The organism is uncultured Lamprocystis sp. (genome assembly GCF_903933125.1).
Classification (GTDB): domain Bacteria; phylum Pseudomonadota; class Gammaproteobacteria; order Chromatiales; family Chromatiaceae; genus Thiodictyon.
In genome coordinates this window covers 33,503-46,664 of sequence record NZ_CAIZIZ010000126.1, presented here as the reverse complement: position 1 = coordinate 46,664, position 13,162 = coordinate 33,503, and the positions used below count along the sequence as shown (strand labels likewise).

Below are 13,162 nucleotides of genomic sequence, written 5' to 3'. Positions count from 1 at the left end.
GACTTCGCAGACCGACTACTCTGCCATTGATCCTGCCAGAAGCCCGCCGCGGTGTCTACCCCCTTGTGCGAACATTAACTTTCGTTAACCACCGCCAGCCCGCGCCGTGACTGCGGTCGCGCGGTCATGCTTCAGGGCTGACCCGCCGCGCGTGCGCGGGTAATCGTCTCGTAAGCGCTGAGAATCTCTTGCGTCTTCTGGGTCGCCATCTTGAGGGCCTCCGCGGGTGCGCCGCGCGAGACCAGCTTATCCGGGTGATGCTGGTTCATCAGGAGCCGATAGGCGTGTTTGACCTCGGCATCAGTGGCCTTGGGCGTGACGCCGAGGACCGCATAGGCCCCGGACAGGGAGCCGGCGGCCGGTCGCTGGCTCGTGCCCGGACGCTCGCCGCGGGTCCCGCCGCCGCGCCAGGCGCCCCCGCCGCCCAGGATCTGGGCCTGAATCTGGATCAAGCGCTCCACCCGGCGGAAACTGGCCGCGGGAATCTGCAAGCCGACCCGGATCTGCTCCAGCACCAGACGCTCGGCCGGGGCCGGCACTCCGCCCGCATAGGCCGCCGCCAGTTGGATTTCAAGAAAAATCAAATGCAACTGAATCTGACCGTCGCTCAGGCGCCGAAATTCAGCGAGGGCGGGCGCGAGCACGAAGCTGTCCGACTTGCCCTCCTGGAAAAGACGGATGGCCGCACGGCGGCCGGAATCGTCGAGGCCCATCCGCGTCATGACCGACTCGGCAAAGGCGATATCGGTCTCGCTGACCCGACCATCGCTCTTGGCGAGGTGGCCCATGACGGTGAAGGTGGTCTCCAGGAACACTTGCTGGAGGCGCGCACGCTCGGGGGCCCGCAACGGCCCGAACAGGTCGACCAGTGCCGTCCCGCGATCCAGCCCATGACCCAGGGTCGCCCCAACCAGGGCCCCCCAGGGTCCGCCGACCAGCAGACCCAAGGTACCGCCTACCGCTTTGCCCCACCAACCCATTGACGCCCCCTGCTGCCGGTCTTGCCCCGCCCATTGCCTGAAACTGAATCAACCGTTCGCGGCGCGCGACCAAACCCCGTCAATTGATGCGCGCGATGATGCGGGTCACATAGGCGCGGGTCTCGGCGTAGGGCGGGATGCCGCCATGGCGCTCGACCGCACCTTCCCCCGCGTTATAACCGGCCAGGGCGAGTTGAACGTCCCCTTTGAAGCGCGCCAGCAGCCAGCGCAGGTAGGCCATGCCCCCGCGCAGGTTCTGCTCGGGGTCCCAAGCGTCCTGGACACCGAAACGCTCGGCGGTCGCGGGGATGAGCTGCATCAGACCCTGCGCATTCTTGGGTGACAGTGCGCGGGGATTGAAATTGGATTCGGCCTCGATGAGCGCCAGCACCAACTCCGGGTCTAGTTGGTAACCCGGGGCCAACTGGCGCACCAATTCGGCAACCTTGCCCTTGGCCGGATGGGGGCGGGACGCAAAACGCGCTGCCGCCGACGCGGGGGGCACGGGCGGGTCCAGCAGACAGTCCGTCTCGCGCTTGGGTTTCCCGTCGACCTTCAACACCTTGAGCAGGTTGATCGCGGTGCTGTCCCGCTTGCCGGCGGCCTGATAGAACCAGGCGGCTGCCAGGTCTTGATCACGGTAGATACCGCGTCCGAAAGCATAGATTTGGCCAAGCTGCACCGCGGCGCGGGTCGCACCCTTGGCCGCGGCCTTGCAGTAGAGTTGAACCGCCTTGCGGGTGTTCTGAGTGACGCCGCGGCCGTTCTCATAGCGCCCGGCCAACTCCAGAAGTTTGGCCGGCGACTTGCTGAGCAGCGCCTTTTCAAAGGCGGGGTCTTTGTCTTGTTCGCCGATCCGGTCCTTGGCGCAGACCGGCAGCGCGACCAACAGGACAAGCAGCAGGCCGATCCGCGTTATCCGGCGAGTGGGCGCTTGAGCGTGCATGTGCCTTTAGTTCAGACTCGATCGGTTGGGCCGTGTTCGGCCACCGACCAGGTGCACCGTGACGGCGGCATGCGAGCTTGGACTCTGGGGAACGACGTCCGCTTTGCGGCGGCCAGGCGAACATCACAGGGCAGTATACATATTTCAGTCGGTCGGGACGAGCGCGCGCGACCGTGTGGGTGCGATCAGAACTTCTGACGCGCTATTAGGGGGAAATCGTGTCCGGATCCAGCCGATAGACCCGTTCCATCAGCTCGGTTAACCCTTGTTGACGCCATGCCGGTGACTCGTCGAGGACATCGAGTTGCCCCAGCACGCTCAGCCGGTAGCGCTCCCCGAACAACTGCCCGACCTCCTGGGTCTGGACCGAAAACGGCGGTCCGGCGCGCCGCGCCTGATCGTACTCCAGGGTAATCAGGAGATGCGGCACCCGCGTCGGGAGCAGCGCGTTCAGATGGGCCGCGTAGCGGATGCGCAGGTCAGGCGGGAGGGCAATCAGCGCGGCCCGATCGTAAACGGCCCCGATGTCGTCAAGCAGCGCCGGGCTCAGATCGAAAAAATCGCCGCAGAGCACTTCGATCTCATCGACGCGGTAACGACTGAAACCGGATACTCGCGTCACCGCGGGACTCAAGCCGTTCTCCGCGAAAAAGGCATCCACGGCGAGTTGGCTGAGTTCGACCCCCAGCACCCGGTCGCCGCGGCTGGCGAGCCACAGCAGGTCGGTGGTCTTGCCACAGAGGGGCACCAGGACCCGGGTCCCGGTCGGGAGGCCGAGCTGGGGCCAGAACTCACACAGGTGGCGGTTGATTTCATCGCGGTGCCAGCCGGTTTCACCGCGGTGCCAACGTTCCAACCAAAAATCGGGGTTCATCGGATATCTCTAGGGAGCGTGCGGCGGTGCGACAGGCGCGCCTGGGTCCGCCTCGGACCCGGCAGTATCACCGTGTTTTTCAAAACGCAGAAAATAGTTTTCGGTGAGGAAATCGGGTTCCTCGACCAACCGGAATCCCGCCTGCCGGACTTCCGCCACCACCTGGTCGCGGTCCGCGCGCACATGCTGCAGCACCCAGGGTGAACTCAGGCCGGGACGACGGCGGTAGTCGATGATGACCAGGGCGCCGCCGGGGACCAGGGCCTGATGGATCGAATCGAGCATCGCACGCGGGTACTCGAAGTGGTGATAGGTATCGCAGACGAAGGCCAGTTCGATACCCGCGGCCGGCAGCCGGGTGTCCTCCTGGGTGCTGACGGCCGGGACGATATTGTCGACCCGATAGCGCGCGGCCAAGTCATGCAGGCCGGCGACGAAGCTCGGCGAAGTATCCACCGCGTAGACCAGTCCGTCCGGTCCGACCGCACGCGCGAACAGCACCGTAAAGAGCCCGGTCCCGGCGCCGATATCAGCGATCCGCATCCCTGGGTGAGGCCGGACCGCATGCACGATCTTAAAGCGCTGGTCGAAGACTTCCCGCCCCGGCCGCTCGAAAACCTGGGTCCACTCGCGCAGATCGCCGTCCTGGTAGTGACGGTTGAGCAAAGGGCTGACCGCCCGGTCGCTGTGGACGGAACTGCTCGGGGCCGACGGCGCCGCGTCCGACGCCGCGGGCTGCTCGCGGTCCGCCGCAGCCGCAGCCGCGGTCGTGGGCAGACTGGTCAAACCGATCAGTAGCAACGTGGTTGCGTGCAAACCGTTCATTCGTGTCGGACCTAAGACCTAAGTAACGCGTCACAAACCAGTGATAGCCATCGGACGTGACAACCGGACCTGGGGGCGGGTTTCAAACCCGCCCCTACACCAAGGCTCTGTCCGGACTCAGGGTTTCAGCTTCCCCATGATACGGGCGACATAGGATTGGGTCTCGGCGAAGGGCGGCACCCCGCCGTGACGATCCACCGCCCCTTCGCCGGCGTTGTATCCCGCGAGGGCCAGTCGCAGGTCGCCTTTGAAGTAGCCGAGCAGCCACCGCAGATAGGCCATACCGCCACGCAGGTTCTGCTCCGGGTCCCACACATCGCGCACACCGAATCGCGCGGCGGTCGCCGGGATCAATTGCATCAGGCCCTGGGCGTTTTTCGGTGACTGGGTCCGCGGGTTGAAGTTGGACTCAACCTCGACCAGGGCCAAGACCAGATTCGGATCCAGCTGATAATCATCCGCCAGGTCCCGAATCAACGCGGCAATCGGCCCCGCGGCCGGCTGGAGACGCGCCGCGCCAGGTCGCGCCGGGGGCCGCGGGGTCGGCAGCAGCCGCAACGCGTCGCGACCGTCGGTCAGCGCACAGACGGGTGCGCGCTTGGGCTTTTTCGCATAGCCCAGATGGCTCAGGATCCGTTTCGACTGCGCGTCATGCTGCGCGGCCGCCAGATGCAGCCAGGCGGCCAGTTCCTCGTCGCGTTTGACCCCGTTGCCGTTGGCATAGAGCCAACCGAGGTAATACTGGGCATCAAGGTCGCCTTGCCTGGCCGCTTTGCAATAGAGCTGGATGGCATTATCCAAGTTCCGCGGGATACCCTCGCCATGCTCGAAGCGCCGTCCCCATTCGGTCAACTGACGTTTATCCAGCGTGGCGTAGGCCTTGGCGAACGTCGCATCGGCGGCGCCGACCACCGGCAGACCCCCAAGCAAGCAGCTCAGTATCCGGCAGAGCAGTCGCTGGAGGATGCCGTGTCGCATGACATAGGGTCCGCGCGGTGTCGTCCCGGTCTAACGGCGTGCAGGAGTCACGGAGCCGGGGCGTCGATCTGTTAGGATGCCCGATATTACCCGAACCCGGCGGATGCAGTCATGCCCAACCACACCGGACGGCTGGTTCTGACGACCACCGATCCACTGGCTTGCCCCGAGGCAAGCTTGCTGATCGAGTCGCTGTCCCGGGCTGGCTTCATCGCCGCCCCCCTGCCCGGCCATCGCCAGGCTTACACCGTCGGGGCCAACTTCCTGAGCCTGCTCGCCTTCAGCGGCTGCGCGGTCGTGGTTCCCACCACGACCGGCCCGGCCCCGTACACCGCGTTCTGCCATGTCCGGATTTCGACCTTGAGCGTCGCACCGCGCTTATTGTATGGTCGCAACACCCGCCCGCCGCGCTGCCCGAACTGCCGCGCGCGGCTCATGGACTGGCGCGACCGGATGATTGCGCAACTGGAGCGCCCACATCCAGGAACCACCTGCACGGCCTGCGGCGACACCCGTCCACCCTGGCGCTGGGATTGGAAGGAACAGGGCGGGTTCGGCCGCCTGTTCGTCTTGGTCGAGGAAGTCTTCCCCGGCGAGGCGGTACCAACGCCGCCGCTGATCGATTTGCTCACCGACGCTTGCGGCCTTGGTTGGCGTCATTTTTATGTACAGGATTGAACGGTGTTCCGCGCAGGTCAGCCGGCTCGGCAAAACCCAGCCCCTCCGGCAGACCCAGCGTCATGCTGAGCGGAAGGTGGTCGGACAAGGGGTAGTCAATGACATGGGCATTCAGGATCCGCAGCGGCTGAGTCACCAGGATATGATCCAGATTGTGGCGCGGACGCCAACTGGGAAAAGTCTTCAGGTTGTAGTCCAAACCCTGCATCCCGGTGCGTCTGACCATCGCCCGCAGGCTGCGTGAGTCGCTGCCGCAATTGAAATCACCCATCAGCACCAGCAGCGGATGCTCCTCCGCTAAGCCTGCCAGATAGTTGAGCTGACGCTTGCGTGCCCGCCACCCCAGGGCCAGGTGGACGATGCCGATCGCCAGCTGCTCACCATCCGCCAGCGGGATCTCCACCACCACGGCACCGCGGCCGGGCAGCCCGGGAAGTTTATGCTCGGTGACCGGACCCGGCCGCAGCCGGCTCAGCAAGCCGTTGCTGTGCTGGGCGAAGGGACCCAGATCCCGATTGATCTGGCGGTACCAGTACGGAAAACCACCCTGCCGCGCCAGATACTGGATCTGGTCGATGTTGGCACTGCGCAGGCTGCCGGCGTCCACCTCTTGCAGTCCGACCACATCAAACTGCTGAATCAATTGGGCGATACGTGCCAGATTGACGAACCGCTCCGGATGCGGCAGCACATGTTTCCAACTGTTCGTCACATAGTCGCTGTAGCGACGGGAGTAGATTCCACCCTGGACGTTGTAACTCAGCAGTTTGATGTGCTGCATGGAAACGTCGATCCGTAGCTCGGGGCCCGGGTAGTGAATGCCTGCCCCGAGCTAACGCTGCGCCCGGCCGCCGGGTCTGCCCCAGCGACGACTGTTGGACGCGGCCCCGCCACCGGAAACAGGGTCTCCGCTTCGCTGCATGCCAACGTGGACGCTGTTACTGGCTGAGCCCCTGAACGTACTGAGCAACCGCCGCAATCTCGTCGTTGGTCAGGCGGGCGGCGACCCCGCGCATCATGCCGTTGGGGTCGTTCGCCCGGCTGCCGTCGCGGAACCAGGTCAGGGTCTGCTTGGCGTAATCCGCATGTTGACCCGCGATGCGGGGAAATTTGGCGAGCCCCACGCCCATCCCGGCAGGCCCATGGCACCCGATACAAGCGGGCACGCCCGAAGTCGCGTTGCCGGCCCGGAAGATGCGCTCGCCCAACACCGCCAGAGCCGGATCGGCGGTCCCGCCGGTCTGGGATTGTTTGGAGAAATAGGCAGCCACATCGAGCACTTCCTGCTCCGACAGCGGGGCGGCCATCGGGCTCATCTGCGCGTTTTCCCGTCTGCCGGCCTTGAAGTCCATGAGTTGTTTATAGATATACTGGGGATGCTGACCGGCAAGCTTGGGCCAGATCGGAACGATGCTGTTGCCCATGGGGCCATGGCAGGCGATACAAATGGTGTTAGCCTTAGCCTCCCCCGCCTTGGGATCACCGACCGGCTGCGCCCCCTCGTTCGCCGCCTGGTTAGCCCAGGCCGTGCCTGAAAGCCCGCCGATCAGGAGTGCCGCCGCCGAAACCGTCTGTAGCCAGTTGCTAGTCATTTCCAGTGCCCGTCTTTAGGTTGTGCGTGACCGCGCCGGATCGCGGTCACCTTGAAGAGTGAGAAAATCCCCGGATGTATATCAGAGGTAGCTCATACGGGTCAATTTCCCCGCACAAATTCTTGTCGATTGAGTGACGTTTCCCCCCTGCCGATGCAGAGACCCGCGACCGCGCGAAAGATTCCGCTAAACACACCGACCGCAGGGATGACGGCGAGGGAGCCCCGGTAGCATGGGAGGTACAGTCCATCGCGCAGTGTAACCAAACCTTCGCCAGGCCCCAAGGCCGCGCCGCGATCACACGACAAGCGATATCAAATAGTGTATATGATCCAGACCAACTGCCAAACATCGTGTCTCGTGATGCCTCAGATGGGGCCTGTCCGGCACCAGCGCACGTTGATGCCCGCACCAACCGGGGTGCGTTCTTGGGCGTGCTGACCCGTTGGTGGCAATCCCGAGTCCTCGTCCGGGAGCGGCGACGCTACCGCCAGTCGGACTGGCGGGCCGCCCGCGCCGCTCTCCCATTGCTCGCCGGATTGAGCGACGAGCAGGATGGCCGGCTCGCCGACCTTGCTCTGCTGTTCCTGCGGGAAAAGCGGCTGGAAGCAGTGCAGGGGCTGCAGTTGACCGCGCGGATGCGGCTCAGCATCGCCCTGCAAGCAGCGCTGCCGGTCATGGAACTGGGGCTCGACTGGTACCGCGGATGGTATGCGCTGATCCTCTATCCAGCCGAGTTCGTTCCAGCCCGCGAGTACGTGGATGCCGATGGCCTGGTCTGGGTGGACGACGAGGTCAAGAGCGGCGAGGCCTGGGAGCAAGGACCCGTGATCCTTTCATGGGCCGACGTGGCGGCCGGTCGGACCCTGAACGGCTACAACGTCGTATTGCACGAATTGGCCCATAAACTCGACATGCGCGACGGTCCTGCCAATGGTCGACCGCCGCTGCACGCCGACATGTCGGGTCAGTCATGGGCAGAGGCGTTCGCCGCGGCCTATGCGGACCTCAACCGCCGGACAGCGGCGGGGGAGGAGCCCCCGATCGACCCCTACGGCGCCGAGTCACCGGCCGAGTTTTTTGCAGTCGCCAGCGAGGCATTCTTCGAGATTCCCGACCTGCTCAACGCCGAATACCCGGCGGTCTATTCTCAACTACGCGCCTTCTATCGCCAGGATCCGCTGGCGCGACTGGGCGCCGGGGCGCGGCCTGGGGGTCGGTAACCGCCGCGCCGGGCACCGCCCGCCCGCGGGCCAAGGCTTTTCCGTCCTTGATGCATTGAAATACGAAAATTGTTGACTAACTTAGTCAGAGTCGCGTTTGGCCGCGCGATCTTCTGGGCTCAACCCACACCTGGCAGGCAATCATTATGAGACTCTCGACCAAAGGCAGATACGCGGTAACCGCCATGCTCGATCTGGCACTGCACGCCGGCAACGGCCCGGTGACCCTGGCGGATATTTCAGTCAACCAGGGCATTTCGCTCTCTTACCTGGAGCAGTTGTTCGCCGCGCTGCGCAACAAGCAACTGGTGCGCGGTGTCCGTGGACCCGGCGGCGGATACTACCTGGGGCGGCCCGCGGCCGAGGTGTCGATCGCCGACATCATCTGCGCCGTGGACGAATGGGTGGAGTTCACCCGCTGCGGCGGACGCGAGAACTGCCGGGATGGCCAGCGCTGCCTGACTCACCACTTGTGGGACCAATTGAGCGACGAGATTTTCCACTTCCTGAGCGGGATCACCCTGGAAGACCTGGTCGAGCGCGGGCGTGCCGACAAGCAGAAATCCCGGCCGGACTTTCTCACCGCGAACGGAAACCGCCGCGCCGCTTGACGGGTCGCACGCGGTCCGGTGCGCAGGGCGGCCAAGTGTTATCCTAAGCATCCCGCCGTCGATGCGGGAGTGGCCCCCATCCGGTGGGACCACTGAACGAACCGGGAAACGCGAGGCGATGGCCGAACAAGCTGATGGATTGATGACGATCCAGGACTATGTCCGCTGGGGGGCCAGTCGCTTCAACAGCGCTGGGGTTTTTTTCGGCCACGGCACGGATAATGCTTTAGACGAAGCGGCACAACTGGTGCTCGCCGCGCTCTCCCTGCAGCCGGACCTCCCAGCCAGCTTCCGCGACTGCCGCCTGACCTCGGCCGAGCGCACGGTGGTCGCAGACCTGATTGAGCGGCGCGTGAGCGAGCGGCTGCCGGCAGCCTATCTCATCGGACGCGCCTGGTTCGCCGGACTGGAATTCGACATCGACGAGCGGGTTCTGGTCCCTCGCTCACCGATCGCCGAACTGATCGAGGCGGGGTTTGAACCCTGGATCGACGCCGAGCGCGTGGATCGCATCCTGGACCTTTGCACCGGCAGCGGCTGCATCGGGATCGCCGCGGCAGTCTACTTGCCGCACGCGGATGTCGACCTGGCGGATATCTCGCAGGCCGCGCTGGCGGTCACACGATGCAACGTGGAAAAGCATCAGGTTGCCGATCGCGTGCGCGTCCTGGAGTCGGACCTGTTCAACGGCCTCGCAGAGGAGCGCTATGACGTCATCTGCTGCAATCCGCCCTATGTGCCGCGGGCGGAACTGGACGGCCTGCCTCCCGAATACCAGCGAGAACCGCGGTTGGCCCTGCTGGGCGGCGAGGACGGACTGGATCTGTTGCTGCGCATCCTGCGTGAGGCCGGACAACACCTGACCGATGAGGGCATACTGGTTCTGGAGGCCGGATCCGCCGCCCCTGGGCTGGAGCAACGGCTGCCACGGGTGCCCTGGACCTGGATCGAGTTCGAACGTGGCGGCGAGGGCGTGCTACTGTTGTCACGCGCACAAATCAAGCAGTACCAACGCGAGTTTGAGGAGGCCTGACCCATGAGTTTGAGACGGGCGCGCTGCGCGGATGAATATGTTGATTGGGTGTGCCAGGCAACCTTCGAGGTCGCTGACCTGCGGGACTGCCTGGAGTACGAACTCGATGACCTGACCCGATTTCCCGTATTTCTCGACCCCTTGGAAGACAGCATCAAGGCGGTCTACCAGTCCATGCAGGAGGGAACCTACCGCTTCGGACGAGATGATTTGCCGTTCATGGACCTGGCGGGGCGGTATGCCGACGAGATCCCCTTTATTACACTGCTGCGGCAAATCAACGAGACGCATCGGCGCGGTCTCGATGTCGCGGGCACCGACACCTGAGCCGGCCCCGAATGAACACATGCAACCAATTTGAGGCGCCACCGTCGGCGCTAGAGGTTTGAATCGATGGAACAGGGTATCTCTTTCGACCTGGACCTGATCCGCCGCTACGATCAAAGCGGCCCGCGTTACACCTCTTACCCGACGGCAGTCGAGTTCCATGAGGGCTTCGATGCGACCGCGTACGCCGCGGCCTGTGCACGCAGCAACGCCAGCAAACGTCCGCTGTCCCTGTACTTCCATATTCCGTTTTGTGACACGGTTTGTTTTTACTGCGCCTGCAACAAGATCGCCACCAAAGATCGGTCGCTGGCACCGCCCTATCTCGACCACCTCTATCGTGAGATCGAGATGCAAGCGGCCCTGTTCGACCGCGATCGGGTGGTTGAACAACTACATTGGGGCGGCGGTACCCCGACCTTCCTGAGCCACGACCAGATGCAGGGGCTCATGCAACAGACCCGTCGCTACTTCACCTTGGCCGACGATGCGACCGGCGAGTACTCCATTGAGATCGATCCCCGCGAGGCGGACGCGGCGACCGTCGCGTTGTTGCGGCGGATTGGATTCAACCGCATGAGCCTGGGGGTCCAGGACTTCGATCCCCGCGTTCAGGAGGCGGTGAACCGCATCCAGACCGAAGCCCAGACCCTGGAGGTGCTCAACGCGGCTCGCGCGGAGGGTTTCCGCTCCATCAGTCTCGATCTGATCTACGGCCTGCCGTTCCAAACGGTTGCCAGCTTCCTGCGCACGCTGGATCGGATCATCGCGTTCGCCCCGGACCGGGTTTCGGTGTTCAACTACGCGCACCTGCCCGAGCGTTTCAAACCCCAGCGGCGCATCAATGAACCTGACTTGCCGGCACCGGAGGTCAAGCTCGATATTCTGCAGAGCACGATCGCCCGCTTGAACGAGGCGGGCTATGTCTACATCGGCATGGATCACTTCGCGCGGCCGGACGACGAACTGACGCTGGCGCAACGCGCCGGAACGCTGTATCGCAACTTCCAGGGCTACTCGACCCATGCCGACTGCGACCTGATCGGGCTTGGCGTGACCTCCATCGGGAAGGTGGACACGACCTACGGTCAGAACCGGCGGGCACTGGACGAGTATTATGCGGACATCGATGCCGGGCGCCTGCCGGTCTTCCGCGGCTTGGAACTGAACCGCGACGACCTGATCCGCCGAGACGTCATCACCCGCCTGATTTGCCATTTCGAGCTCGCGATTCCGACCATCGAATCGACCTGGGACATCGTCTTCGCCGACTATTTCGCCGACGCACTGACGCGACTTACCCCCATGATTGGTGACGGATTGGTTGAGATCGACGCCGGCACGATCCGCATCCTCCCGCGCGGGCGGCTCCTGGTGCGCAATATTTGCATGGCCTTCGACGCGTATCTTGCAAACAAAACCGGTCCGATCGGGTTCTCGAAGGTGATCTGAGGCTCGACCGGCGGGGATTCAGGCGCCTGGTCCGAACATGCTCTGAAAGAAATCGCCCGATCCCCAGTCCCGCCAACACAGAACGCGTGCTGATCCCGGCGCGTCACGCTCGCTCACCGCCGCGAGACAGCGGACCACGCCGAGTTGTCCGTGATCGCTGGCGAAATCACCGGCTTTGCCTTGGATCATGAGGGCAAGCCGGGCTATAATCTCATGCTTTTCATGTCGGGCATCGCTGCCCGATGGACTGAATTGATTCGACCCGCGCCGGGGTGATACCCGGCGCGGTGAAGATCGCCTGGACGGTGGGAGACACGACGCATGCAAGTTACGGTGGAGTCGGGAGAGGGTCTGGAGCGGCGGATGCGCATCGAGCTCCCCTTTGAACGCATTCAGGGCGAGGTGGACAAACGCTTGCAGGGCATCGCGCGCTCGGCCCGTCTGCCCGGTTTTCGGCCCGGCAAGGTGCCGATGAAGGTGCTGCGTCAACGCTACGGCAATCAGGTCGAGATCGAGGTGTTCGGCGAGTTGGTCCAGTCGAGCTTCGCCGAGGCAGTGCAGGATCATGCGCTACGCCTGGCCGGCGCGCCGAGCGTCCAGCCCGAGATTGATCAGGCGGCGCGGAGCTTCGGCTTCACCGCGACCTTCGAGGTCCTGCCCCAAATCGAACTCGCGTCCCTGGCCGGCCAAGTGGTCAAGCGGCCGATCGCGCAACTGACGGATGAAGACCTGGTCCTGATGATTGAGCGGCTGCGCGAACAGCGCAAGACCTGGGTGGCGGTCCAGCGGCCCGGCCAAATTGGCGACCGACTGACCATCTCCTATACGGGCACCCTGGACGGCGAGCCCTTCGATGGCGGTTCGGCCTCCGGCACCACGGTGGAACTCGGCACGGGGCGCATGATCCCCGGCTTTGAGGACGCCCTGGTCGGCGCCAGTGCCGGGGAAGCCCGCACCTTGGATCTGAGTTTTCCGGCGGGCTACCAGCGTGCCGACTTGGCCGGGCGCCCGGTGCGCTTCGAGGTCACCGTCGACGCGGTGAGCGAACCCCTGCTACCCGAAGTGGACGAGGCCTTTGCGCGCGCCTTCGGGGTCGCCGACGGCGATGTCGAGCGCTTTCGTGCCGACGTGCGCGCCAATATGGCACGTGAATTGAAGCAGCGCATCCACGGCCGCATCAAGGATCAGGTGATGGAGCTGATCCTGAAGTGCCACACCCTGGATATCCCCAGGGTTTTGGTCGCAGACGAGATCAACGGGCTGAAACAACAGATGCGCGCCAACCTCGGCGGTGCCCAGTTCGAGTTACCCGACAGCCTCTTCGAGGAGTCCGCGCAGCGTCGCGTCAGCTTGGGCCTGATCATCGCCGAGATCGTCAAGCAGAATGGGATCAAGGCCGATCCGCCGCGCATCCGTGCGGCCGTAGAGGACATGGCGTCCACCTACGAGGACCCCCAAGAGGTCATCGACTATTATTACGCTGATCGCCAGCGCCTCAGCCCGGTGGAATCACTGGTCTTGGAGGAACAGGTCGTAGACTGGGCCCTGAGCCAGGTGACAGTGGAAGAGGAACAGTTGAGTTTCGCGCAGTTGACCGACCCGGCGTCGGCAGCCACCGCCGCGGGGCTCTAGCCCCAACGTCC

The 13,162-nt window shown here is 64.3% G+C and carries 15 protein-coding genes; 8 read left to right on the top strand and 7 right to left on the bottom strand.

The features are described from left to right. Positions 1 to 131: 131 nt before the first annotated feature. The 5 genes from djlA to QZY03_RS06120 form a co-directional block, all read right to left on the bottom strand. Complete coding sequence (gene djlA / locus QZY03_RS06140; RefSeq protein WP_295579122.1) at positions 132 to 980, bottom strand: co-chaperone DjlA; 849 nt, start codon at positions 978 to 980, stop codon at positions 132 to 134. Positions 981 to 1,059: 79 nt separating this feature from the next. Beyond that, on the bottom strand, positions 1,060 to 1,926 hold the full coding sequence (locus tag QZY03_RS06135; protein WP_295579119.1) for a transglycosylase SLT domain-containing protein: 867 nt from the start codon (positions 1,924 to 1,926) through the stop codon (positions 1,060 to 1,062). Positions 1,927 to 2,131: 205 nt separating this feature from the next. Next, positions 2,132 to 2,800 (bottom strand): thiopurine S-methyltransferase, encoded by a 669-nt coding sequence (locus QZY03_RS06130; protein WP_295579116.1) that lies wholly within the window; start codon positions 2,798 to 2,800, stop codon positions 2,132 to 2,134. A gap of 9 nt (positions 2,801 to 2,809) precedes the next feature. Beyond that, a complete protein-coding gene (locus QZY03_RS06125) occupies positions 2,810 to 3,625 on the bottom strand; it encodes a class I SAM-dependent methyltransferase (protein WP_295579113.1) in 816 nt (271 codons plus the stop codon). Between the two features lie 117 nt (positions 3,626 to 3,742). Further along, positions 3,743 to 4,603, bottom strand: coding sequence for a transglycosylase SLT domain-containing protein (locus QZY03_RS06120; RefSeq protein WP_295579110.1), 861 nt, complete (start codon positions 4,601 to 4,603; stop codon positions 3,743 to 3,745). 111 nt (positions 4,604 to 4,714) lie between these two features. Here QZY03_RS06120 and QZY03_RS06115 point away from each other — a divergent pair, with 111 nt between their 5' ends. Further along, positions 4,715 to 5,281 carry a hypothetical protein gene (locus tag QZY03_RS06115; RefSeq protein ID WP_295579107.1) on the top strand — a complete coding sequence of 189 codons (567 nt, stop codon included), beginning with the start codon at positions 4,715 to 4,717 and terminating at the stop codon, positions 5,279 to 5,281. Here the strand turns inward: QZY03_RS06115 and QZY03_RS06110 are convergent. Together QZY03_RS06110 and QZY03_RS06105 are read right to left on the bottom strand one after the other, a co-directional pair. After that, positions 5,232 to 6,062, bottom strand: a complete 831-nt coding sequence (locus QZY03_RS06110) for an endonuclease/exonuclease/phosphatase family protein (RefSeq protein WP_295579104.1) — start codon at positions 6,060 to 6,062, stop codon at positions 5,232 to 5,234. The two genes, QZY03_RS06115 and QZY03_RS06110, sit on opposite strands and share 50 nt — an antisense overlap. Before the next feature lie 157 nt (positions 6,063 to 6,219). Beyond that, a complete protein-coding gene (locus QZY03_RS06105; RefSeq protein ID WP_295579102.1) occupies positions 6,220 to 6,873 on the bottom strand; it encodes a c-type cytochrome in 654 nt (217 codons plus the stop codon). A gap of 434 nt (positions 6,874 to 7,307) precedes the next feature. Here QZY03_RS06105 and QZY03_RS06100 point away from each other — a divergent pair, with 434 nt between their 5' ends. The 7 genes from QZY03_RS06100 to tig all read left to right on the top strand — a co-directional run bounded on the left by QZY03_RS06100 (position 7,308) and on the right by tig (position 13,151). Next, positions 7,308 to 8,096, top strand: coding sequence for a M90 family metallopeptidase (locus tag QZY03_RS06100; RefSeq protein ID WP_363182324.1), 789 nt, complete (start codon positions 7,308 to 7,310; stop codon positions 8,094 to 8,096). 146 nt (positions 8,097 to 8,242) lie between these two features. Beyond that, positions 8,243 to 8,707: an Rrf2 family transcriptional regulator gene (locus tag QZY03_RS06095; protein WP_026199718.1), complete on the top strand. Its 465-nt coding sequence runs from the start codon at positions 8,243 to 8,245 to the stop codon at positions 8,705 to 8,707. A gap of 118 nt (positions 8,708 to 8,825) precedes the next feature. Beyond that, positions 8,826 to 9,740, top strand: coding sequence for a 50S ribosomal protein L3 N(5)-glutamine methyltransferase (prmB, locus tag QZY03_RS06090; RefSeq protein ID WP_295579097.1), 915 nt, complete (start codon positions 8,826 to 8,828; stop codon positions 9,738 to 9,740). A 3-nt stretch (positions 9,741 to 9,743) separates the two neighbouring features. Further along, positions 9,744 to 10,067, top strand: a complete 324-nt coding sequence (locus QZY03_RS06085) for a general secretion pathway protein GspF (protein ID WP_295579095.1) — start codon at positions 9,744 to 9,746, stop codon at positions 10,065 to 10,067. A 66-nt stretch (positions 10,068 to 10,133) separates the two neighbouring features. Then, positions 10,134 to 11,519 (top strand): oxygen-independent coproporphyrinogen III oxidase, encoded by a 1,386-nt coding sequence (hemN, locus tag QZY03_RS06080; RefSeq protein WP_295579093.1) that lies wholly within the window; start codon positions 10,134 to 10,136, stop codon positions 11,517 to 11,519. A gap of 150 nt (positions 11,520 to 11,669) precedes the next feature. After that, entirely contained in the window at positions 11,670 to 11,795 is a 126-nt protein-coding gene (locus tag QZY03_RS06075; RefSeq protein ID WP_295579091.1) for a hypothetical protein, read from the top strand. 45 nt (positions 11,796 to 11,840) lie between these two features. Further along, positions 11,841 to 13,151 (top strand): trigger factor, encoded by a 1,311-nt coding sequence (tig, locus tag QZY03_RS06070; RefSeq protein WP_295579089.1) that lies wholly within the window; start codon positions 11,841 to 11,843, stop codon positions 13,149 to 13,151. Positions 13,152 to 13,162: the final 11 nt, after the last annotated feature.